The 18,676-nt window shown below is 58.5% G+C and carries 20 protein-coding genes; 10 read left to right on the forward strand and 10 right to left on the reverse strand.

The window, feature by feature from the left end:
* Nucleotides 1-5: 5 nt before the first annotated feature.
* Complete coding sequence (locus QDY28_RS18665; protein ID WP_331383148.1) at nt 6-911, reverse strand: LysR substrate-binding domain-containing protein; 906 nt, start codon at nt 909-911, stop codon at nt 6-8.
* On the opposite strand from QDY28_RS18665, the gene QDY28_RS18670 reads away from it, so the two are divergent.
* Complete coding sequence (locus QDY28_RS18670; protein ID WP_331383149.1) at nt 844-1,707, forward strand: 5-formyltetrahydrofolate cyclo-ligase; 864 nt, start codon at nt 844-846, stop codon at nt 1,705-1,707. The genes QDY28_RS18665 and QDY28_RS18670 overlap by 68 nt on opposite strands.
* On the opposite strand, the gene QDY28_RS18675 is transcribed toward QDY28_RS18670, so the two are convergent.
* A complete protein-coding gene (locus tag QDY28_RS18675) occupies nt 1,653-2,312 on the reverse strand; it encodes a hypothetical protein (protein WP_331383150.1) in 660 nt (219 codons plus the stop codon). The two genes, QDY28_RS18670 and QDY28_RS18675, sit on opposite strands and share 55 nt — an antisense overlap.
* On the opposite strand from QDY28_RS18675, the gene QDY28_RS18680 reads away from it, so the two are divergent.
* Complete coding sequence (locus QDY28_RS18680) at nt 2,296-2,511, forward strand: DUF2945 domain-containing protein (RefSeq protein WP_331383151.1); 216 nt, start codon at nt 2,296-2,298, stop codon at nt 2,509-2,511. The genes QDY28_RS18675 and QDY28_RS18680 overlap by 17 nt on opposite strands.
* Nucleotides 2,512-2,611: 100 nt before the next feature.
* On the opposite strand, the gene QDY28_RS18685 is transcribed toward QDY28_RS18680, so the two are convergent.
* Nucleotides 2,612-2,827 (reverse strand): hypothetical protein, encoded by a 216-nt coding sequence (locus tag QDY28_RS18685; RefSeq protein WP_331383152.1) that lies wholly within the window; start codon nt 2,825-2,827, stop codon nt 2,612-2,614.
* A gap of 476 nt (nt 2,828-3,303) precedes the next feature.
* Here QDY28_RS18685 and QDY28_RS18690 point away from each other — a divergent pair, with 476 nt between their 5' ends.
* Nucleotides 3,304-4,407 (forward strand): flavodoxin family protein, encoded by a 1,104-nt coding sequence (locus QDY28_RS18690; protein WP_331383153.1) that lies wholly within the window; start codon nt 3,304-3,306, stop codon nt 4,405-4,407.
* A gap of 5 nt (nt 4,408-4,412) precedes the next feature.
* On the forward strand, nt 4,413-5,687 hold the full coding sequence (locus tag QDY28_RS18695; RefSeq protein ID WP_331383154.1) for a cation:proton antiporter: 1,275 nt from the start codon (nt 4,413-4,415) through the stop codon (nt 5,685-5,687).
* Here QDY28_RS18695 and QDY28_RS18700 read toward each other — a convergent pair whose 3' ends face one another.
* Together QDY28_RS18700 and QDY28_RS18705 are read right to left on the reverse strand one after the other, a co-directional pair.
* Nucleotides 5,688-6,269 (reverse strand): DUF4142 domain-containing protein, encoded by a 582-nt coding sequence (locus QDY28_RS18700; RefSeq protein WP_331383155.1) that lies wholly within the window; start codon nt 6,267-6,269, stop codon nt 5,688-5,690.
* Nucleotides 6,270-6,289: 20 nt separating this feature from the next.
* Nucleotides 6,290-7,702: a cytochrome B6 gene (locus QDY28_RS18705; RefSeq protein WP_331383156.1), complete on the reverse strand. Its 1,413-nt coding sequence runs from the start codon at nt 7,700-7,702 to the stop codon at nt 6,290-6,292.
* Between the two features lie 456 nt (nt 7,703-8,158).
* Between QDY28_RS18705 and QDY28_RS18710 the strand changes: the two genes are divergently transcribed.
* Nucleotides 8,159-8,605, forward strand: a complete 447-nt coding sequence (locus tag QDY28_RS18710) for a hypothetical protein (RefSeq protein WP_331383157.1) — start codon at nt 8,159-8,161, stop codon at nt 8,603-8,605.
* Between the two features lie 123 nt (nt 8,606-8,728).
* Here QDY28_RS18710 and QDY28_RS18715 read toward each other — a convergent pair whose 3' ends face one another.
* Nucleotides 8,729-9,364 (reverse strand): outer membrane protein, encoded by a 636-nt coding sequence (locus tag QDY28_RS18715; RefSeq protein ID WP_331383237.1) that lies wholly within the window; start codon nt 9,362-9,364, stop codon nt 8,729-8,731.
* A gap of 194 nt (nt 9,365-9,558) precedes the next feature.
* Between QDY28_RS18715 and QDY28_RS18720 the strand changes: the two genes are divergently transcribed.
* The 5 genes from QDY28_RS18720 (at nt 9,559) to cyoD (ending at nt 14,543) form a co-directional block, all read left to right on the forward strand.
* Nucleotides 9,559-10,077 (forward strand): DUF4142 domain-containing protein, encoded by a 519-nt coding sequence (locus QDY28_RS18720; RefSeq protein WP_331383158.1) that lies wholly within the window; start codon nt 9,559-9,561, stop codon nt 10,075-10,077.
* A gap of 416 nt (nt 10,078-10,493) precedes the next feature.
* On the forward strand, nt 10,494-11,420 hold the full coding sequence (gene cyoA / locus QDY28_RS18725; protein ID WP_331383159.1) for a ubiquinol oxidase subunit II: 927 nt from the start codon (nt 10,494-10,496) through the stop codon (nt 11,418-11,420).
* Nucleotides 11,421-11,422: 2 nt separating this feature from the next.
* Nucleotides 11,423-13,435, forward strand: a complete 2,013-nt coding sequence (locus QDY28_RS18730) for a cbb3-type cytochrome c oxidase subunit I (protein ID WP_331383160.1) — start codon at nt 11,423-11,425, stop codon at nt 13,433-13,435.
* Nucleotides 13,432-14,127, forward strand: coding sequence for a cytochrome (ubi)quinol oxidase subunit III (locus QDY28_RS18735; RefSeq protein ID WP_331383161.1), 696 nt, complete (start codon nt 13,432-13,434; stop codon nt 14,125-14,127). The genes QDY28_RS18730 and QDY28_RS18735 overlap by 4 nt, the downstream gene beginning before the upstream one ends.
* On the forward strand, nt 14,124-14,543 hold the full coding sequence (gene cyoD, locus QDY28_RS18740; RefSeq protein WP_331383162.1) for a cytochrome o ubiquinol oxidase subunit IV: 420 nt from the start codon (nt 14,124-14,126) through the stop codon (nt 14,541-14,543). The genes QDY28_RS18735 and cyoD overlap by 4 nt, the downstream gene beginning before the upstream one ends.
* Before the next feature lie 350 nt (nt 14,544-14,893).
* Here cyoD and QDY28_RS18745 read toward each other — a convergent pair whose 3' ends face one another.
* The 4 genes from QDY28_RS18745 to QDY28_RS18760 are packed head-to-tail and all read right to left on the reverse strand — an operon-like array spanning nt 14,894 to nt 18,664.
* Nucleotides 14,894-15,904 carry a GlxA family transcriptional regulator gene (locus tag QDY28_RS18745; RefSeq protein ID WP_331383163.1) on the reverse strand — a complete coding sequence of 337 codons (1,011 nt, stop codon included), beginning with the start codon at nt 15,902-15,904 and terminating at the stop codon, nt 14,894-14,896.
* A gap of 41 nt (nt 15,905-15,945) precedes the next feature.
* Nucleotides 15,946-16,944, reverse strand: a complete 999-nt coding sequence (locus QDY28_RS18750) for a 4-hydroxyproline epimerase (protein WP_331383164.1) — start codon at nt 16,942-16,944, stop codon at nt 15,946-15,948.
* 17 nt (nt 16,945-16,961) lie between these two features.
* Nucleotides 16,962-17,819 carry an ABC transporter permease gene (locus QDY28_RS18755; protein WP_331383165.1) on the reverse strand — a complete coding sequence of 286 codons (858 nt, stop codon included), beginning with the start codon at nt 17,817-17,819 and terminating at the stop codon, nt 16,962-16,964.
* Nucleotides 17,816-18,664 carry an ABC transporter permease gene (locus tag QDY28_RS18760; protein ID WP_331383166.1) on the reverse strand — a complete coding sequence of 283 codons (849 nt, stop codon included), beginning with the start codon at nt 18,662-18,664 and terminating at the stop codon, nt 17,816-17,818. Before QDY28_RS18760 ends, QDY28_RS18755 begins: the two co-directional genes overlap by 4 nt.
* Nucleotides 18,665-18,676: the final 12 nt, after the last annotated feature.

Here is an 18,676-nt window from a genome sequence, read left to right on the forward strand (position 1 = left end):
GCCGGCTAGTTTGTCACCAACCTTATATCCCGGCTCTTTGCGGCGCTGAGGAGCTCGTGGAACGCTTCGAACGCGGTTGGCCGATCATTCCTGCGATAGATGAGGATCGTGTCGACTGATCCCAGTTGATGGGTCGGAGAACTCGCGGGCCAATGCATGAGATCGAGAACCGATTTCGGCATGACACCCGCCGCGCTCCCGGTCGCCACGCTGGCAAGGATCGCATGGTAGGAGCCAAGTTCCGTTGTCTGCAAGCCACTCGATTTTCGTGCCCAGTTTTCGGCAATCTTTCGATAGGTGCATCCGGGTTCCAGGGCGGCCAGCGACCCGACCCGCAAGTCGGCGGCGGATTGAATGGGCGGATGCCCCGACGGCAAGACGAGCAACAGATCCTCGACAAAGACGGGTTCTACCTCCAGCCGCTCAAGTTCGGCATTAAAATCCGCATCTTCGTCAAGCATCGTGCGGGGCGGACGGGCGATCAACGCGCAGTCCAATACCTCGCCAAGAACGTCCCGGGTGAGCTCACGCGATGCACCCAATGTCAGATGAAGCGACACATCGGGCCATATCTGATTGAATTGGGTCAGCGCTGCCGGCAATCGGCTCGCCGCCGTGCTCTCCATGGTTCCAACGCGCAATGTGCCCGAAGGCCGCAGAGGTCTGACAGCTTGCCGGGCTTCGAGCGCCAGCGCCGCTAGGCGATTGGCATAGACCAGAAACGTCTCGCCTTCTCGCGTTAGCGTCATCTTCTTGCCGTCGCGGCTAAAGAGCAGGACACCAAGACAATCCTCCAACTGCTGAATCCGTGTCGTTACATTCGACGGCGCGCGGCCGACGGCTTTGGCCGCCTTCGTTACGCTGCGGTCGCCGGCGACGGCGAGGAATATCTCGATCGATGAAAGGTCCAAAAAGATCTCGATTCAGGAATTAAATTACCATATCGTTCCCTATATAAAAATCATTGCCGCGGCTCAAGCGGGTTTTCACCTCAATCCATCAAACGAAAGGGGTAAAGAGCGGATGACAGGGTCCGATCGATCAGAGATGAACGAAGCACCCCATGAATACGCCTCACCGGCATGTATGCTGCACGAGGTCGATCCCGCTTATAGTGGCATTTCGCCGCGCTTTGCGACAAAGGCAGATGTCTTTGCCTGGCGAAAGATACAACGGCAAAGGCTGATCGATGAGCGCAAGTCATTGCCGGTGGCCGATCGCGAAGACTATACGCGCGCGATTGCAAGCCATCTTGACCGGATCGTCACCGACGTTGCCGGTAAACACATAAGCCTGTTCTGGCCATTTTTAGGGGAACCCGATCTCAGGGGATGGATGGCGTGCTTGACGGCTCGTGGCGCCATTTGCCTGTTGCCTGTGGTGGTCGCGAAAGCGGAGCCCCTGCGGTTCCGATCGTGGAAAATGGGCGAACGGCTTGAACGTGGAGTTTGGAACATCCCGGTGCCGGCGGACGGCACGGAAGCTGTTCCGGACATCGTCATAGCGCCGCTCGTCGGCTTCGACGCAGGATGCTTCCGGCTTGGTTACGGGGGCGGCTTTTTCGATAGAACATTGGCTTTTCTCAACCGCAAGCCCCTTGCCATCGGCGTCGGCTTCGAGTCCCAGAAGATCGACACCATTCATCCCCTTGCTCACGACATCCCCATGGATGTGGTGGTCACGCAAACGGCAGTGCGATACCGATGAGCTTTGATGCCGGCTATCACTTCGATTGGAATGCCGAACATAAAGGCAGGTAGACCTTCAAACAGGCAGTGATACATCGCGGCATCCCATTTACCTTTGCAAACAGGCGTTTCTCGCCATTGGCACATGGATTGCTTCTCTAGGCTCGACACCAGAAGAGGCGATATTTCATGTGGCATATTCTCCCCTCCCTGCTTTTGAGCATTTCTCTTGGACTGAGCTGGAACAGGTTCCTGCTCACGTTCACGAGCCGAACCGAGCGTCTTCAAAACCAGATGCCGGTAACGATTGTCGCCGCTGCCGTTAGCGTGTCCGCCCTCGCCCTCTCGATCGCCGATAAAGGATTTCTGCTGGGAGGAATGATTGTCCTGCTCGGTCTGGCACTTGCGACCATCAGCAAGGGTCTCCCGCATCCCGTCATCATAGTCGGACTTTCGGCTGTCAGCCTCGCCGCTTATCTGCAGTTCACGCTGCATGCTCTTTAACGGGGCCATCCCGCACCGTCGGTCGCAGCTTTCATGCTGAGTGAACAAAGCAAATGAGGTCGCGTTAACGGCGTGAACGAATTCGATACGGAAGCCGAGCGCGATGGGAAAAACATTCAAGGTTGGCGATCATGTGAGCTGGAATTCCGAGACGGGTCGCGTAAGCGGAACGATCACCAAGATTCACACCCGCGATTTCGATTATAAGGGCCACACGCATCACGCCTCCGCCGACGATCCGCAGTATGAGATCAAGAGCGATAAAACCGATCATATTGCTGCGCATAAAGGTAGCGCGCTTCATAAACTGCCGAAATGAGGTTTTCCGTTCGCTAAGTTAGGCTGACGCGACATACGGATGGTGCATCGGCAGCGGCTTCTTCGCCAGCTCATCGCTTCACGGTGCTGCCGGTCGAAGGCTAATGATCGCCTTCCAGGCTTGCGGCGATTAAATCCCGGTGATGGCGATGGACCCGCAGCATTTCGTTGAAAGCTGCCAACACTTCTTCGGCTACTTCCGTGTCGAGATGCCTGATGCGGAGCTTGGTAATGATTATCTCCTGGTCCGAAATGTGCTGCTCACCTTCCGCGATATGGCGCTCGGCCATATCAAGATCGGTTTGCGTGTAGGCCATTTCACTTCCTCAAGGGAGCTGCATCCCTGGGGGTGCAGCGGGTTTTGATTGAGGCGCACGATGGCTAGATCGACAGACAACGCGCGCCCCGCTTTTCTGACAACGGTTGAAGAAGCATGGATAACTTTTTCACACATTGCCGCCAGACGCGGCAGGGAACGTTGGAATAAGGCGCATGGCGTATTCCCTGCCGCGCTTTATAGAGAGTCGCCGTTGATTGAGTGGAAAGGGCGCGAGGTCAACGGCGGCTCTCTGACGGCCGCTTGATGGAGCGGCGCGTTGGCGATTCGAGGGACGAGCTCGCCGTGCACCGAACATCCGGTCGCTTCGTTTGTTCCCCACCGTGCATGCGATTTTACGCGCCATAACGAGGCTGAATTCCCACTGCGTCTTCCGATCTTGGCATCGAAGTCGGGCATCTCCTGGAACGCTGTGTTTGCCGAAGCGTTCAGCAAATCACTACCTGAGGAGTTCCCATGTCCCCCACTAAGTTCGTTTCCGCCTCTGATCTCGAACCTCGCAAGGGTAGCCCCAGCCCGAGATTGAGCGAAGACGAGTTCAAGCGACGCTTCCTGAACCAATTTCAGGGCCCCGCTTACGGCCAGCTACAGGTCGAGCTTTGGAAACTCGCATCCGCTGCTTGGGACGCCTACGCACATTCAAGAAAGAGCCCGAAGACCAGAAAGGCCGGCCCCGGCTTCGCCGATCCCAGCTATGATCTGGCGGTGGACTGGCTGGCGGCGCGGGAGGCCGTCGGCAATGCGCAGCAGCGGCATGATGACCCGAACGGCCCGGTCCGCCTCCTCCTTATCAACGGCTCCTCGCGCAGCGAACACACCTGCCCGGGCGAGGTGTCCAAAAGCTACCGGCTGATGGAAACCGCAAAGGCGGTCCTCGAACTGCAGCCCCGCGCCAACATCGAGATGCTCGATCTCAGCCGCTTGGCTTCCGAATATGGTCGACAGATCCATCCGTGCAAGGCCTGCTTTTCGACTGCGGCAGCCCTCTGTCATTGGCCTTGTTCCTGTTATCCCAACTATTCGCTCGGCCAGATCCACGACTGGATGAACGATATCTATCCGATGTGGGTCGAGGCGCATGGCGTCATGATCATCACGCCGGTTCACTGGTACCAGACCTCCTCCCCCTTGAAGCTGATGATGGACCGGCTCGTCTGCGCCGATGGCGGCAACCCGGATCCCACAAGCACTCACGGCAAGCACGCCAAGGAGGCTAAAGAACTGGAAATGAAAGGCTGGGCCTATCCTCGGCATCTGGCAGGCCGATTGTTTTCCGTGATCGTCCACGGGGACACGGAAGGCGCTGAGAACGTGCGCAGAAGTCTTGCCGATTGGCTGAAATCGATGGAACTCGTCCCGGCCGGCCCGCTTGCCGAGATCGATCGCTACATTGGCTACTGGGAGCCCTATGCGACGAGCCATGTGGCCTACGAAAAAGATCAGGCAATCCAGGAAGAAGTTCGCAACGCCGCTAGGACACTTTACGAAGCCGTCGCAGCCAAGCGTCAGGGACATCAGATTTCCGCCGGCGCCGATCTACCGCAATCGCGCCAGAAGTAGCCGACATGAATAGCTATGTCGTTACGCTCTTCATATTCGGCATCGTCGTGCTGCTGACGGCATGGCTGCCGATGGTCCTTAGGCGCAGGCCGCTCTCGTTTCCGATCTGCTGCGTCGCGATCGGGATACTTCTTGCATGGTCGCCATTCACGCCGCTGCCCCGCATGAACCCGCTCGAGAGCAGGGCGCTGGCGGAGCATCTCTCCGAATTCGTCGTGATCGTGGCCCTCATGGGTGCGGGATTGAAGATCGACAGACCGTTAGGCTGGGTAAGATGGGCAATCACCTGGCGGCTTCTCGGCATCGCCATGCCGCTTTCGATCTTCGCAATTAGCCTGCTTGGATGGAGCCTTCTCGGACTGGGAGCAGCTTCGGCGCTTCTGCTGGGGGCAGCACTCGCGCCCACGGACCCGGTGCTCGCCGCCGATGTTCAGGTTGGCCCGCCGCAAACGGGCGAGGAAGATGACATCAGATTTGCCCTGACATCCGAAGCAGGTTTGAACGACGGCCTGAGCTTTCCCTTCGTCATGGCCGCCATCGCCATTGCCTCCCAATCGGCTTCCGACTCCGGTGCCGGATGGATCTGGCACTGGCTCGCCGTCGACGTGCTCTGGAAGCTGGCTGCAGGGATCGGCATGGGCTGGATTGTCGGTCGGATCCTTGGATACCTGACTTTCAAGGTGCCAAAGGCGGGACGCATTGCCAAGACCGGAGATGGATTGGCTGCGCTCGCCTTCACATGTCTTGCCTATTCCGCAACGGAACTCGTTCACGGCTATGGCTTCGTCGCTGTTTTCGTAACGGCGCTCACTTTGCGCAGCGTTGAAAGACACAGCAGCTTCCATGGCGAGCTTCATGATTTCGGAGAGCAACTCGAGCGGTTGCTGATGATGCTCCTGCTTGTCTGTTTCGGCTCCGTTATTGCCGAAGGGTCGCTGCTGTCGCACGTCGATTGGCGGATCGTTGCCGTTGCCGTGCTGACCTTGGCTGTCGTCAGGCCGATGTCGGGATGGATCAGCCTGATTGGTGCCGTGCAGCCGCGTGCGGAAAAGGCGATCGTCTCGATCTTTGGCGTCAGGGGCCTCGGCTCGATATATTATCTTGCCTATGCTTCCGGAAAGGCTTCATTCGACCAGATCGAGGTGGTCTGGGATACGGTTTTTCTGATTATCCTGATCTCCGTTGCCATCCACGGCATAGCTGTCACGCCGGTCATGGGATGGATCGACCGCGAGCGAGGCGTCGACAGCATGCGACCCATGGGACGGCAAAGCCGTTGATCACCTCATGGCAGCGCCGGTCAGCGCCGCCTGGATTTCCTGTGCGCGGTGAAGGTGATGGAGAACGATCGGAAGCGTGGCAGCCGCGAAGCGCTGCATCTCGGCGTCCTCTCCCATCGATATTTCCCATGCCAACAATTGCGCCATCTTTTGATGATCGACGATCTGCGTCTTGATGTAGGCGACGTCATAGGACCTGTCGCTCAGCTTCTCCAATCGGTCGCGCGCGGCGGCATGGTCGGGATCCAACTCGTCCGGCAGTGGGATTTTCGCGTCGTCAGAAAGCGCCTTGAGCTTGCCATTGGCGTCGGTATGATCTCTGACCATCATATTGGCAAACTCTTTGACGGCATCGTCCTTTGCCTTGGCCACAGCCATCTGTCCAAATTCGACCTCGGCCAAGCCGCCCGCGGCCGCCAACTGGGCAAAAAGACGATCCTGATTGTTGGTCTGATGCGGTGCCGGAACGCCGGGCTCGGTCATTCTCGTATCTGCGCCCATTCCCGCAGGATTTCCGATCTGAGCAAGTGCAGGGCAGCCGCATGAGATCAAGGCGGCCAACGTAACGACATGGCGGTTCATGGCTTTCTCCACGGTTCCAGCTAAAGCGTCAGCATATATGCGACGAGATCGTCCTTCTCCTGCTGATCAAGCTTGACGCCGAGCACGAGATTGAAGAACTCGACGGTGTCGGCAAGCGTCATCAGCCGGCCATCGTGCAGGTATGGCGGCGAGTCCTTGATGCCCCGCAGCGTAAAGGTCTTGATCGGACCGTCCGGAAGAGCAACGAAATCATTGACGGTCTTGCCGACGGCGTAGAAGCGTTCAAGCTTCAGGTCGTGCATGTTGTTGTCCATGAATGCCGTTTGAGGGATATGGCATTCGGCGCAGCGCCCCTTGCCCATGAAGATGCGCTCGCCCGCGAGCTCGCGAGGTGTCGCGACGGCGGGATCCAGCTTGCCAAACGGATCAAGTTTAGGCGCGGGCGGAAAATCGATGATGTTCTGCATCTGCGCCATCATGGCGACCTGATTGGTGCGGTCCGGAAGATTGGCACCCTTGCGCGTGGCGCTGACATGATCGCCGTTGAAATAGGCGGTCCTTTGTTCGAATTGCGTGAAGTCCTCGACGGAACGCAATGAGCGCTTGGAACCATGGATCTGCTGGTTGAACAGCCCGCGCAGGCTTGTCGTGTCAAGCCGGAAGCGATCTGCCTGCGGCCGTACATCGGGAGTCAGATGGAAGGCGGCATTGGTATGGAAGTTGGCGTGACAGTCGAGACAGGCAACGCCCATGCTTTGGTCCGCGACCTTCCTGTCTTCCGTCTGATTGAACTCTTCCTGCGGAAACGGCGTCAGTAAGAGCCGCAGCCCTTCCATCTGCACCGGCGTGATGATGCCGTTCATCAGTTCGTAGAAGTTCTTGATCGTCAGCAATTGTCCCCGCGAGACATCGCCAAGCTCGGGATGGGTCGTAAGGAAAATGGGCGGCGGGAACTCGGGCGTCAGATTGTCCGGCAAATCGAAGTCGACGTCGAAACGGCGCAGATCCCTCATCTCCTGCGCGTGAATTTCATCGATCTCCCGGTTTGGGAAAACCTGCCCGCCGGTCGCCTGCTTCACATGCGGCAAGGGCATAAAGCCCTCCGGCAACAATCCCTTGGATTTGATATCGGCCGGTGTCATTGCAGCCAGCCCGTCCCATGTGACGCCCTCCGGCAATTTGACCCGCACACCATCCTGAACCGGTTTCATGCCTCCGGACATCATCACGCCGCCCATCGGTCGATCCGAAAGGTCGTAGCGCCTCTGCAGAAGATCGGCCTGGCGCTGCATAACCGCCGGTTTTTGCGCTTCATCGATTTTCCGTGCTTCGGAAAACGGCAGTGTTGGAAGCGGTCGATACGTTGCGTCGGGCGGTAGTGGGTCCGAAAGGGCACCGACGCCGACCCCAGCTACAGCAACGATCGCCAGCGGCACCGAGGCCAGCGCAATCAACTTTCCAAAAACGCGCATGTTCCCTCTCCTCCCCTTCATCCGGATCGCAATGTGCAGATCGCAAACGCGTGCGCAGATCAAAGACGCGGCCTCGAACTTTTCGCGCGGAGAAATGTTCCATCTCGAGCGATAACTCGGCAGGCGTGCAGAAAGCTCATGAATGATTTCCAGATAAGTTCACCAGAGGCTGGCTTGACGTCATCAATCATCGCGCATGCGGGCCTATCGGCGCCGTGCCCGCGATCGGCTTTGCCAAAGCTTCGAAAACGGCCGCCTTCGCCAGTGGAACAGATGCTGTATCTCCGCCGTTGTTGACACATCGAGATACTGGCTCCGGCGCAAGGGCGGTGAGACGCCGACAGGCTCAGCTCGCTTGCCTCCCCGGATGAAGCAACGGTTAAATTAAGCCACAGTCGCCGCTGCGTGCCAATGAGCGCCGACTGCCTGCGCTGCAGATGCGAAGAGGATGGAACCATGTCCAATGTTGTCAAATCAGGGGGAACCGACCCTAACAACGCCACCAGCAGCACGACTTTCGGCCGGTCAGTCGAAAGCCAGGCTCAGATGGAGGATGCCCAGCTGAAGGGCGCATCGACGGTCGGTGAACCGCTTAACGTTTATCGCCTGGTCCCGATCGCAGCGCCCGACGACCCCAATTGGCAAAACGCACCCTCGCATGGGGAGATCGTAGTGGCCGCCCGTACTGCCGGGGATGCGCGCATCGTCGCGGCGGCGCGTGAATTGGACTATATGGAGGTCGATTCAGCGCCGGCCGAGGACGTCAGTACGGCGAATGCCAGCGCATTCCGCAGCGAAAAGCTCTATACGGTGGTGGAACTCGAGCACGGCCGGCACGACTTGCGCCGCGGCATTCTGGCGGGGCAAGTGCGCACGGATAATATCAAGCCGACACAGTCATAAGGTCGCAGATGTCCTTGCGGACAATCAGACGACGGTCGTAACTGGCGGTCCGCACCAATCATTAACAGCTCAAGAGCTGGAGTAGCCCGGCTTGCGGCTACCCGATGCTGTACGGCGAAGCGATCACCAGAATTTCACACCAAGCCCGACGATCACGGCGTTCTGCTTGAGATCGACGTTCACGCCGCTGATATCCTTGCTCCCGAAGTCGGTGTAGCGGTATTCCAGGCGGCCGAAGACCCGATCGGTGAAGGCATAGTCAACGCCGGCACCAACCGTCCAACCGTTGAAGGTCTTGGTGTCTTTGCTGCCCGTATCGACAAATCCCCGGGTCGCTTCCCAGCCGCCTGTCGCATAGATCAAAGCACGGTCGAAGGCATAGCCAAGACGGGCGCGGACCGAGCCATCGATGTCCGTTCCGACCTCGACGCCAGGTGCAATGGTATCTTTGTTCCAGTTGTAATTCAGGTCCCCTTCCAGGCCGAGCACAACATTATTCTCAAATTGCCAATTGTAGCCGATGAAGCCCCCAACCAGGCCGCCGCTCAGATCTTCAGACCCGCTTGCGCCGGGAATGCTGAAATCACCATTGACCCAGTTGCCGCCGCCGCGAATACCCGCATATGGACCTGTCCAAGTGAAACCGACCGGCGTTTCAACGGCAGGCGCTTCCGGTGCCTGTGTGACAACATCGGCGGCCGACGCCGCACTGAAGCTGACGATACTGGCAATCGCGGTGGAGATGAGTAGCTTATGCATCGGTGTATCCTCGGTTTTGTTATGGAACCGGATATAGGTCGGCACCGTCGAAAAACTGTAGCAAAACTATCACACTTTAGGAATGAAGCATATTATCGCTGAAGCATTCTGCCCACATCGTCACCGCACTGCCGCACGGGCTTGGAACATTCTCCGTGGCTACAGGTTCGAAATTGCAACCACAGGAGAGCATCATGAAAAAGATTGCCATCACCGCCGCCGCTTTGCTGTTTGCAGCGCCTGTTCTCGCTCAATCGACCACGGAAAAAAGCGGCGCCAATTCGCCGGCCCCGAAAACTCAGGATTTCGTCAATAAGGCAGCAACAAGCGACATGTTCGAAATTCAATCCAGTCAGCTTGCGCTCGAACGCGCCGATGACGCGACAAAATCATTCGCACAGCAGATGATCACCGACCATCAGAAAACCACGAACCAACTGAAGCAGCTGGTAACGAGCGGCAAGGTAAAAGCGCGCCTTCCAACGACCATGTCTTCCTCTCAGCAGAAGATGCTCGTTAAACTCAAGGGCCTTCAGGGAGCCGACTTCACCAAACAATATCATTCGGAGCAGGTGTCGGCCCACAAGGAGGCTGTCGATCTCTTCAAACGGTATGGCAACAGCGGCAAGAATGCCGATTTAAAGACCTGGGCGGCAAGCACGCAGCCTGCTCTGGAACACCATCTGCAGATGGCGCAGGATTTGAATAAATAGTCCATATGTAAGCGGTATATCTAGATATGGCGCTCACGTTCGTAGCCTGGTCGTGATTGACTCCGACTGTCAGGATTTCGGACGGCCATGTCATGGCCTTCCGTTGCAGACTAGTCTCCGATCCGTTATACAACCTAAGTCGGAAAAGACAGACTTGGTAGTGAGCCCAAGTCTTTCGGTACTGAAGCTCTGGCCTCACGCATGAGGCTCCATGACGAATATCAGGCGCACCCAGGCGTCCAATTGTTTGTACGCAAAGTTCTCAAATGTAAGAAGCGCACCGGTCGAACATCGACGCTGGCGCAGTTTATGCTCAACCGCCACTCGAATCTTTATGATGTCGTAACTGCGAGAGCCGGCTCCGGAACAAAGTTAAACTTGCGAGGTTTGAGGCCGCCAAAGGAAGGACGCTCGCGATGGATGGCTTGCAAGTGCCGAAATGTGCGCTGGCGCGCGCTTGCCGCGGCTCGATCCTGGGCTTGTTCAGCCTCGGTCTTGCCTCCTGTTCGGGGGTCTTAAACCCGGTCGGCCCCGTTGGCGAGGGAGATGCTCAAATCCTGATCAACGCCACTGCGGTGATGCTGGCCATCGTCATCCCGACTATCATACTCGCCTTCTGGATGGCATGGCGCTATCGAGCAGCGAATACCACGGCGGAATACCTGCCTTATTGGTCCTATTCCGGGCGGATCGAAGCCGTCGTCTGGTCCATTCCAATCCTGACCATCATGTTCATCAGCGGTCTGATCTGGATCGGCTCCTACCAGCTCGATCCGTTCAAGCCCTTGCCGTCCAAGACCGCACCCATCGAGGTACAGGTCGTATCGCTCGACTGGAAATGGCTGTTCATATACCCGCATGAGGGGATTGCAACGGTCAACCAGCTCGTGATGCCGGCAGGGACGCCGGTCCATTTTTCCATCACTTCGGCGAGCGTCTTCAATGTCTTCTTCGTGCCGCGCCTTGGCTCGATGATCTACGCCATGCCGGGCATGGTTTCGCAATTGCACCTGCAGGCCGACGCTCCGGCGGAGCTCTGGGGCACGTCAGCCCAGTTCTCCGGCGACGGCTTCTCCGACATGCAGTTCCAGGTGAAAAGCGTGCCGGATGCGGACTTCAAGAATTGGGTGGATAGCGTCCGCAGTTCCGGCGCGACGCTCGACCAGGCCGCCTATACCAACCTGATGCAGCAGACCCAGCGCGTGCCGCCCTCGACCTATCGAGCCACGGATCCCCAGCTTTTCAATGCCATCGCCACCCAGAAGATCCCGCCGGGACCGGGACCGGAGCCCGAAGCGCCCGGGCATGCGGGACGTGAAGTTTTCACCGGCGGAAAGGATTGATCATGTTCGGCAAGCTCAGCCTTTCGGCAATCCCCTTGTCTCAGCCTATTCCGTTGATCACCTCTTTCGTCGTGATCCTCGTTGGCATCGGGGTGCTGATCCTGATCACCGTAAAAGGCTGGTGGCCGTATCTCTGGCGGGAGTGGATCACCAGCGTCGATCACAAGCGGATCGGCGTCATGTACTGCCTGTTGGGCATCGTGATGCTGATCCGTGGCTTCGCCGACGCCATCATGATGCGTACCCAGCAGGCGGTGGCAATCAACGCGCCCGGCTATCTGCCGCCCGAGCACTACAACCAGATCTTTTCCGCCCACGGCACGATCATGATCCTGTTCGGCGCCATGCCACTGGTGCTCGGTTTCATGAACTTCCTTGTGCCGCTGCAGCTCGGCGTCCGCGACGTGGCTTTCCCGACCTTCAACTCGGTCGGTTTCTGGCTGACTGCAAGCGGCGCTCTTCTCGTCAATGTGTCGCTCTTCGTCGGCGAATTCGCCCGCACCGGATGGTTGCCCTACCCGCCGCTCAGCGAAACGACCTACACGCCCGGCGTCGGCGTCGACTATTACCTCTGGGCCGTGCAAATTTCCGGGGTCGGCACTTTGATCACCGGGATCAACATCGTCACCACGGTGTTGAAAATGCGGTGTCGCGGCATGAGCTATTTGCGTATGCCGGTCTTCTGCTGGACCGCTCTCGCGGCAAGTCTGCTGATCGTCGCCGCTTTTCCGGTGTTGACCGCTACACTCGCCATGCTGACTCTGGATCGCTATGCCGGCTGGCACTACTTCACGAACACCGCGGATGGAAATCCAATGATGTTCGTGAATCTGATCTGGGCTTGGGGACACCCTGAAGTCTACATCCTCGTCCTGCCGGCCTTCGGCATCTTTTCCGAGATCTTCTCGACCTTCTCCGGCAAGCCGCTGTTCGGCTACCGATCGATGGTCGCGGCCACCCTCTTCATCTGCGTTGTCTCGATGATGGTATGGCTGCACCACTTCTTCACCATGGGCGCGGGCGCTGCTGTCAATACTTTCTTCGGAATCTCTTCAAGTATCATCGCCGTCGGGACCGGGGTGAAGATCTACAACTGGATCTTCACCATGTATGGCGGCCGTGTGCGCTTCGAAGTCCCGATGCTGTGGTCCATGGGCTTCATCTTCACGTTCATCATCGGAGGCCTGACGGGCGTTCTGCTGGCGGTCCCGCCGGCCGACTTCCTGACCCACAACTCGATGTTCCTGGTGGCGCATTTCCACAATGTCATCGTAGGCGGGGTCGTGTTCGGGGTCTTTGCAGGTCTGGAGTTCTGGTTTCCAAAGGCTTTCGGATTTCGGTTGCACGCGGGCTGGGGCAAGGTCGCTTTCTGGCTCGCTTTCATCGGCTTCTGGGTGACGTTCACGCCCCTCTACATATTGGGTTTGGACGGCATGACACGGCGCCTGCAGCACATCAACTTCCCTGAGTGGGCACCTTGGCTATACGTCTCCGTTGTCGGTATCGCCATTCTTATCCTGGGAATGATCTCGCAGATTGTGCAGCTCGTCGTCAGCATCCGCGACCGCGAGAAGCTGCGCGACGTTTCGGGCGATCCGTGGGACGGCCGTTCCCTGGAGTGGGCGACTCCCTCACCGCCTCCATTCTTCAATTTTGCCGTCACGCCGAATGTTGAAGGTGAGGAAGCCTATTGGGGCATCAAGCTGCGGGCCGTGGAAACCCAGCAGTTGTCTCCCGAACCAAAGTATGAACCGATCGAAATGCCCCTCAACAGCTCCGTCGGCATTTACACGGCGTTTTTTGCCACGGTCTTCGGCTTTGCGATGATCTGGTACATCTGGTGGCTCGCCATCGTGGCTTTGGTCGCCGCCTTCGTGGGATTCGTCGTGTTCGCCTGGCGTGACGTTCACGAATTCGAAGTACCGGCGGATGAGGTGGCGCAGGCCGAACGCGCCCGGCGGGCTGCGCGCGAAGCGCTCCTTCAGCGCGTTTCCCAGCAGGGGGCGCTGTCATGACAGACACAGGATTACCAGCCAGCGTCGAAGCTGTCAGACGCATTCGTGAAGACCCTCACCGGCTCGGCCATCGAGCCCATGGAGCTGAAGAACCTGTCGAAGGCGCCGGACATGGCACGACCGGACCGGCCCACAAACGGATCATCGTGGGTTATGGCTTTTGGATCTATCTGCTCAGCGATATCGTCTTGTTCTCCTGCTTTTTCGCGGCCTTCGCGGTGCAGCGGGGAGCAACCGCAGGCGGCCCGACGATCGAACAAATCGTCGATATCCGCAGGGTCGCCCTCGAGACCGCCATGCTGCTGCTGTCCAGCTATACCTGCATGCTGTCGTTCGCCGCCGCCAACGCCAGGAACCTGTGGCGGACCCAGATCTGGTTGGCGGTCACCGGGCTACTGGGGCTGATATTCGTCCTTCTCGAGCTGCAGGAATTCGTCGAACTGGCCAACAAGGGATTTACCCCGCAGCGGAGCGGGATGCTGACGTCGTTCTTCGGCCTGGTCGGACTGCACGGACTGCACGTCACCCTCGGCGGCCTCTGGCTCGCGACGATGATGGCACAGATCCAGGTCAAGGGCTTCCGCAGGGAAATCATGCACCGGCTGATCTGCTTCAACCTCTTCTGGCACGCCCTAGACATCGTCTGGATCGGTATTTTCACAATCGTCTATCTGATGGGAGCCGGCGCATGAGCAACTTTGAATCGGATCCGCACCTGCGCACCGGCATCATGGACCATCGGGAAGATCATTCCCCGGGCGACGAACCCCTCGAGGACAGCGGCCATTGGATCCGCAACGCGAATCTGGGCCTTGGATTCTCCATCGTTCTCACGGTCGCCGCCTTCCTTGTCGCCGGCTCCAATCTCATCTATGCCCCGGCTATTCCCGTGGCTCTGCTCGTGCTCGCCATTGCGCAGATGGGCGTGCATCTGGTGTTCTTCCTCCACATCACCACCGGTCCGGACAACACCAACAATGTGCTGGCGCTGGTCTTCGGCGTTCTGGTGGTCTTCCTTATCGTCATCGGATCAATCTGGATCATGGATCACCTGCACGAGAACATGCAGCCCGTGCCTATGGAGCAGATGATGCAGATGCAGCAATAGGCGTGGAACCATCGGTCAAGGTTCACCTTTGGACGGAAATAGTGGAGCGCAATAAGAACATTTGCGGCCGCTCGCAGTTGGAGTGCCGACGCTCTCGACAGCAGCCCCCATTTCATTGACCATGGCAATATGTGATTGGCGGCAAACATGGGATACAGCCCGCAGATATTTGCAGTCCTGCTAGCCGCTGCCATAGCGATGAACGCCCTTGCGCTCTTTATCGGAGTATCGCCTTAGGGGCCGGTATCCGCGTTGAAGCCCTTCTGGTTGCCAATGCAATTTCCGCCGCCAAGCCGTTTGCCGCGGCGCTCCAACTCAAGCCTCGCATGCGTGCCGGAAACAGGGCTCGATTAGCGGGGTCTCGAAACCGCAGCCCGATGTTGCGACGGCGTCTGCCCGAAAGTGCGCTTGAATGTTCTTGTGAACTGCGACGTGTTTTCGAAGCCGACATCCAGCGCCACCTCGATAAGAGGCGCCTTCGAGCGTGCAAGGATCGACTTTGCTCGCTCCATGCGGACACGGTTATAAGCTTTGGCAGGAGACATTCCCGTTTTTTCGAGGAAGATTCTCTCCAGTTGCCGCCGTGACAAACCGACCTTGGCAGCCAGCTTGGGGATCGGCAGGCTACCATCTACGAACTGTTCCATTGCGATCATCGCCGCCTTTACGCGGGCATCGTCATAGTCTTCGTACAATGGACGACGGGGCTGTATATCCGCGGTCGTTCGGGCCTTCTCGATCTGAAGGACCTCCAGCGCATTTCGCTCCGCGTCACGGCTGATGTATTTCCTGACGAGCAATGCCGCTAGGTCGGCGGCGCTGCTGCCGCCTGCGCAGGATCCCCGCTGGCGATCGAGATTGAACAGTCGGTCGGAACGGACCTTGAGATCAGGAAAGCGCTCCCGAAATCCCTCGTAATGCAACCAGCTTACACAGGATTCGTGCCGCTTCATCAGGTCCGCCGCGGCGAGAATGAACGACCCGGTGCACACGCCGATCAGCGGCACCTTCTTGGCGTCCGCTTGCTTGAGGTATGCGTAGGTCGCCTCGTCGACAGGGTTTTCGACGGTCAAAAGGCCGCCGACAACCACAATGTAGTCGAACCTCGACGGATCGACGAGGTCCGACGTCGGGGCAACCTGGACGCCGCAGCTTGAGGTGATGAGGTGCCGCGTGCTGCCGAGCACCTGCCAGTCCGCAAGGACCCTTCCGGAACGATCCTGTTTGTCGCTTGCGAGCCGCAACGTATCCACGAAGAGCGCGAAGGCGGACAATGTGAACGACCGCGCCAGGATGAATCCTACCTTGAGACGGCTGGCGGACGTGCTGGCGTCATCGTCCGGCCGATATTTCTCAGGCATCTTTCTATCCCCCCCTGCCGCTTCTGAAGACCACGAAGACTTTATCGGATCTGGAAGCCGTATGCGAGCGGATCGCGATCGTCGACAAAAATCGTGTTGTGGCCGATAACGCGCGCCCAGCCTCCGACGCTCGGAAGGATGCCCTGATAAGCGCCGATGTTAACGTCCGCTTCGATCCGGCCTTCGAAAATGGTTCCGATCAGGCTTTCATGACGATATTTCGATCCGACGGCCAGATGTCCCTTTGCATGCAATTGCGCCATCCGCGCCGACGTGCCGGTGCCGCCCGGCGACCGATCGATGGCCTTTTCGCCGTAGAAGACTGCGCAGCGGCCATCGGAGACATCGTTGACCGGGCGATCGCACCATATCGCGTGATGGACCCCGCGAATACGGGGATCATCCGGATGGATCGGATCGCATATATCTGCAAGAGCCTCCCTGAGTCTCTGGCTGCAGCCGACGATGTCAGCGGCACTCATCCCGTCGAGACCGCTCCAGTTTTCCTGCGGCTCCACGACGGCATAGTAGTTGCCGCCATAAGAAATATCGACGCGCAGACGTCCCATGCCAGGTACGTTCACTTCAACGTCCGCTTCGTGAAGATAGCTCGGAACATTGAAGAGCCGGACGGAATCGACATGGTTTCCACTGGTTTCAAAGGTAACGTCGACTCTCCCGGCAGGGGTTTCGATCGAGAGCTTTCCGGGTTCACGCGGTTTGACTAGGCCTTCCTCGATCGCGGCGGTCACGAGCCCGATGGTGCCCGCCCCGCACATCGGCAGACAACCGCTGACTTCGATGAATAGGACTGCAATGTCGCAATCGTCGCGATAGGCCGGATATATGATCGCGCCGGACATGATGTCATGTCCCCTCGGCTCGAACATGAGCGCCTTGCGGACCCAATCATGATCTCGAAGGAACATCTCGCGCCGCTCGCCCATTGGTGCGTGCGCCAGAAGCGGCCCGCCGCCGGCAACAAGCCGCACGGGATTTCCGCAGGTGTGGGAGTCGATGCAGAAGAAGCTGTGACGCATTCTCAAAGTCTTTCCGCTTAGGCGCTCTTGGCCGGTGAACGTGCGCGTCCCTGAAGCGCACCTTTTGAAAGCCTGTCGAGCAGGATCGCGATGGCAACGATGGCGAGCCCGGCGCGCAGGCCAAGACCCATTTCCATTCGGGTCAGGCCTCGGGTCACCTCGGCACCCAACCCACCGGCCCCGACAAGCCCGGCAAGGACGACCATCGCCAGTGAAAGCAGAATGCACTGGTTGAGGCCGACAAGCAGGGTGGGCATTGCAGACGGTATTTCGATCTTGAGCAGGATCGCACGCGGCGGTGCGCCGGTTGCCTGGCCGAGTTCGAGAAGATCCCTCGGCACCTGATTGAATGCCAGCGTCGTCAGACGAAGCATCGGCGGCACGCCATAGATGATCGTGGCGATGATCGCCGGCACGCGGCCGAGACTGAAGATCATGACAGCCGGGATGAGATAAACCCACGGCGGTACCGTTTGCATGATGTCGAGCACCGGCCTTATGGCGACCTCGAAGCCTTTGCGGCGCGAAGCAAGGACGCCGAGAGGAAAGGCAATCAACACCGAAATAGCGACCGCCACCGTTACCAGTGCGAGTGTCTGCATAGACGCAGCCCAAAGCCCCGCCACAAGGCAGAAGGCAAGAGCGACGGCTGTTACTACAGCAGCTCTGATGTTGATCGCGAAGGCGACGATAAGGCCTGCAGCGACAATGAACGCATAGGGAGGCGGGTAGAGCAGCGCCGATTCCAAAGCGCCAAGCACTGCCTCGACTAGCTTGGTAACGGCGTCGAAGACCGGATGGAAGTTGGTGTTCAGCCAGTCGACGGCAGGAGCAAAATATAGACCGGGTGAGAACCGAAGGAGGTCGAGGTTCATCTTGCACCTACCTTGGTGCGGCGGGCCGCACTCTGTGTCAATCTGTCGAGCACCATGGTTAGAATGACGATCGCGATCGCAGCGTTGATCGACGTCGCCATGTCGAGCGTGCGCACCGCGCCGTAGATGGTTTCGCCGAGGCCGCCGGAACCGACGATGCCGGCGATCACCACCATGCCGAATGCCATCATCAAGCTCTGGTTAACGCCTGCCATCACGCTTGGAATTGCAAACGGCAGCCGGATTTTCGTAAACATCTGCCATGGGGTCAGACCGCTTGCCTGGCCGAGTTCGATAAATGCGGGCGGCGTCATACGGATGCCGAGCGACGTCAAGCGAATGGCAGGGGGCGCTGCGACGACGAAGGTCGCAACCAGCGCGGTTGCGGGGCCAAAGCCAAGAAGCGCAATGGCAGGAAGAAGGTAGATATAGGGAGGCAGCGTCTGGATGAGATCGAGGATCGGCTCCAGAAACCTGTCAAACCACTGCAAAAACCCGGCGACAATCCCCAGCGGGATTCCGATCATCAAGGCGAAGATCGTGGCGGTGGTGACGAGAGCAAGGGTGCTCATGGTTTCGTTCCAAAGACCCATGACCGCACAGAAGAAGAGAGCCAGGCCGGCGAGAAGACCGGATCCGAGGTTGATCAGCCGCCAACCGAGCAGCGCTCCGATAATCGCAATGACATAAAAAGGCGGCAGTTGAAGGAGCCAGAGAACGCCGTTGTAAGTTCCCTCCAGAGCCGCCCTTAGTGGGTCGAACAGCCAGTCGCCGTTGTCGCTGATCCAGCCTAGTGCGTCGTCGGTCCAGGCATCGAATGTATCCGCAATGACCGAGATGTCCATTTGCGTCCGTCC

It is taken from the genome of Rhizobium sp. BR 362 (genome assembly GCF_036528765.1).
Taxonomy (GTDB): domain Bacteria; phylum Pseudomonadota; class Alphaproteobacteria; order Rhizobiales; family Rhizobiaceae; genus Rhizobium.

Excerpts from the sequence above, each read along its gene's own strand:
- QDY28_RS18680 (WP_331383151.1), top strand. The coding sequence starts at position 2,296 with ATGGGAAAAACATTCAAGGTTGGCGATCATGTGAGCTGGAATTCCGAG.
- QDY28_RS18685 (WP_331383152.1), bottom strand. The coding sequence starts at position 2,827 with ATGGCCTACACGCAAACCGATCTTGATATGGCCGAGCGCCATATCGCG.
- QDY28_RS18690 (WP_331383153.1), top strand. The coding sequence starts at position 3,304 with ATGTCCCCCACTAAGTTCGTTTCCGCCTCTGATCTCGAACCTCGCAAG.
- QDY28_RS18695 (WP_331383154.1), top strand. The coding sequence starts at position 4,413 with ATGAATAGCTATGTCGTTACGCTCTTCATATTCGGCATCGTCGTGCTG.
- QDY28_RS18700 (WP_331383155.1), bottom strand. The coding sequence starts at position 6,269 with ATGAACCGCCATGTCGTTACGTTGGCCGCCTTGATCTCATGCGGCTGC.
- QDY28_RS18705 (WP_331383156.1), bottom strand. The coding sequence starts at position 7,702 with ATGCGCGTTTTTGGAAAGTTGATTGCGCTGGCCTCGGTGCCGCTGGCG.
- QDY28_RS18710 (WP_331383157.1), top strand. The coding sequence starts at position 8,159 with ATGTCCAATGTTGTCAAATCAGGGGGAACCGACCCTAACAACGCCACC.
- QDY28_RS18715 (WP_331383237.1), bottom strand. The coding sequence starts at position 9,364 with ATGCATAAGCTACTCATCTCCACCGCGATTGCCAGTATCGTCAGCTTC.
- QDY28_RS18720 (WP_331383158.1), top strand. The coding sequence starts at position 9,559 with ATGAAAAAGATTGCCATCACCGCCGCCGCTTTGCTGTTTGCAGCGCCT.
- cyoA (WP_331383159.1), top strand. The coding sequence starts at position 10,494 with ATGGATGGCTTGCAAGTGCCGAAATGTGCGCTGGCGCGCGCTTGCCGC.
- QDY28_RS18730 (WP_331383160.1), top strand. The coding sequence starts at position 11,423 with ATGTTCGGCAAGCTCAGCCTTTCGGCAATCCCCTTGTCTCAGCCTATT.
- QDY28_RS18735 (WP_331383161.1), top strand. The coding sequence starts at position 13,432 with ATGACAGACACAGGATTACCAGCCAGCGTCGAAGCTGTCAGACGCATT.
- cyoD (WP_331383162.1), top strand. The coding sequence starts at position 14,124 with ATGAGCAACTTTGAATCGGATCCGCACCTGCGCACCGGCATCATGGAC.
- QDY28_RS18745 (WP_331383163.1), bottom strand. The coding sequence starts at position 15,904 with ATGCCTGAGAAATATCGGCCGGACGATGACGCCAGCACGTCCGCCAGC.
- QDY28_RS18750 (WP_331383164.1), bottom strand. The coding sequence starts at position 16,944 with ATGCGTCACAGCTTCTTCTGCATCGACTCCCACACCTGCGGAAATCCC.
- QDY28_RS18755 (WP_331383165.1), bottom strand. The coding sequence starts at position 17,819 with ATGAACCTCGACCTCCTTCGGTTCTCACCCGGTCTATATTTTGCTCCT.
- QDY28_RS18760 (WP_331383166.1), bottom strand. The coding sequence starts at position 18,664 with ATGGACATCTCGGTCATTGCGGATACATTCGATGCCTGGACCGACGAC.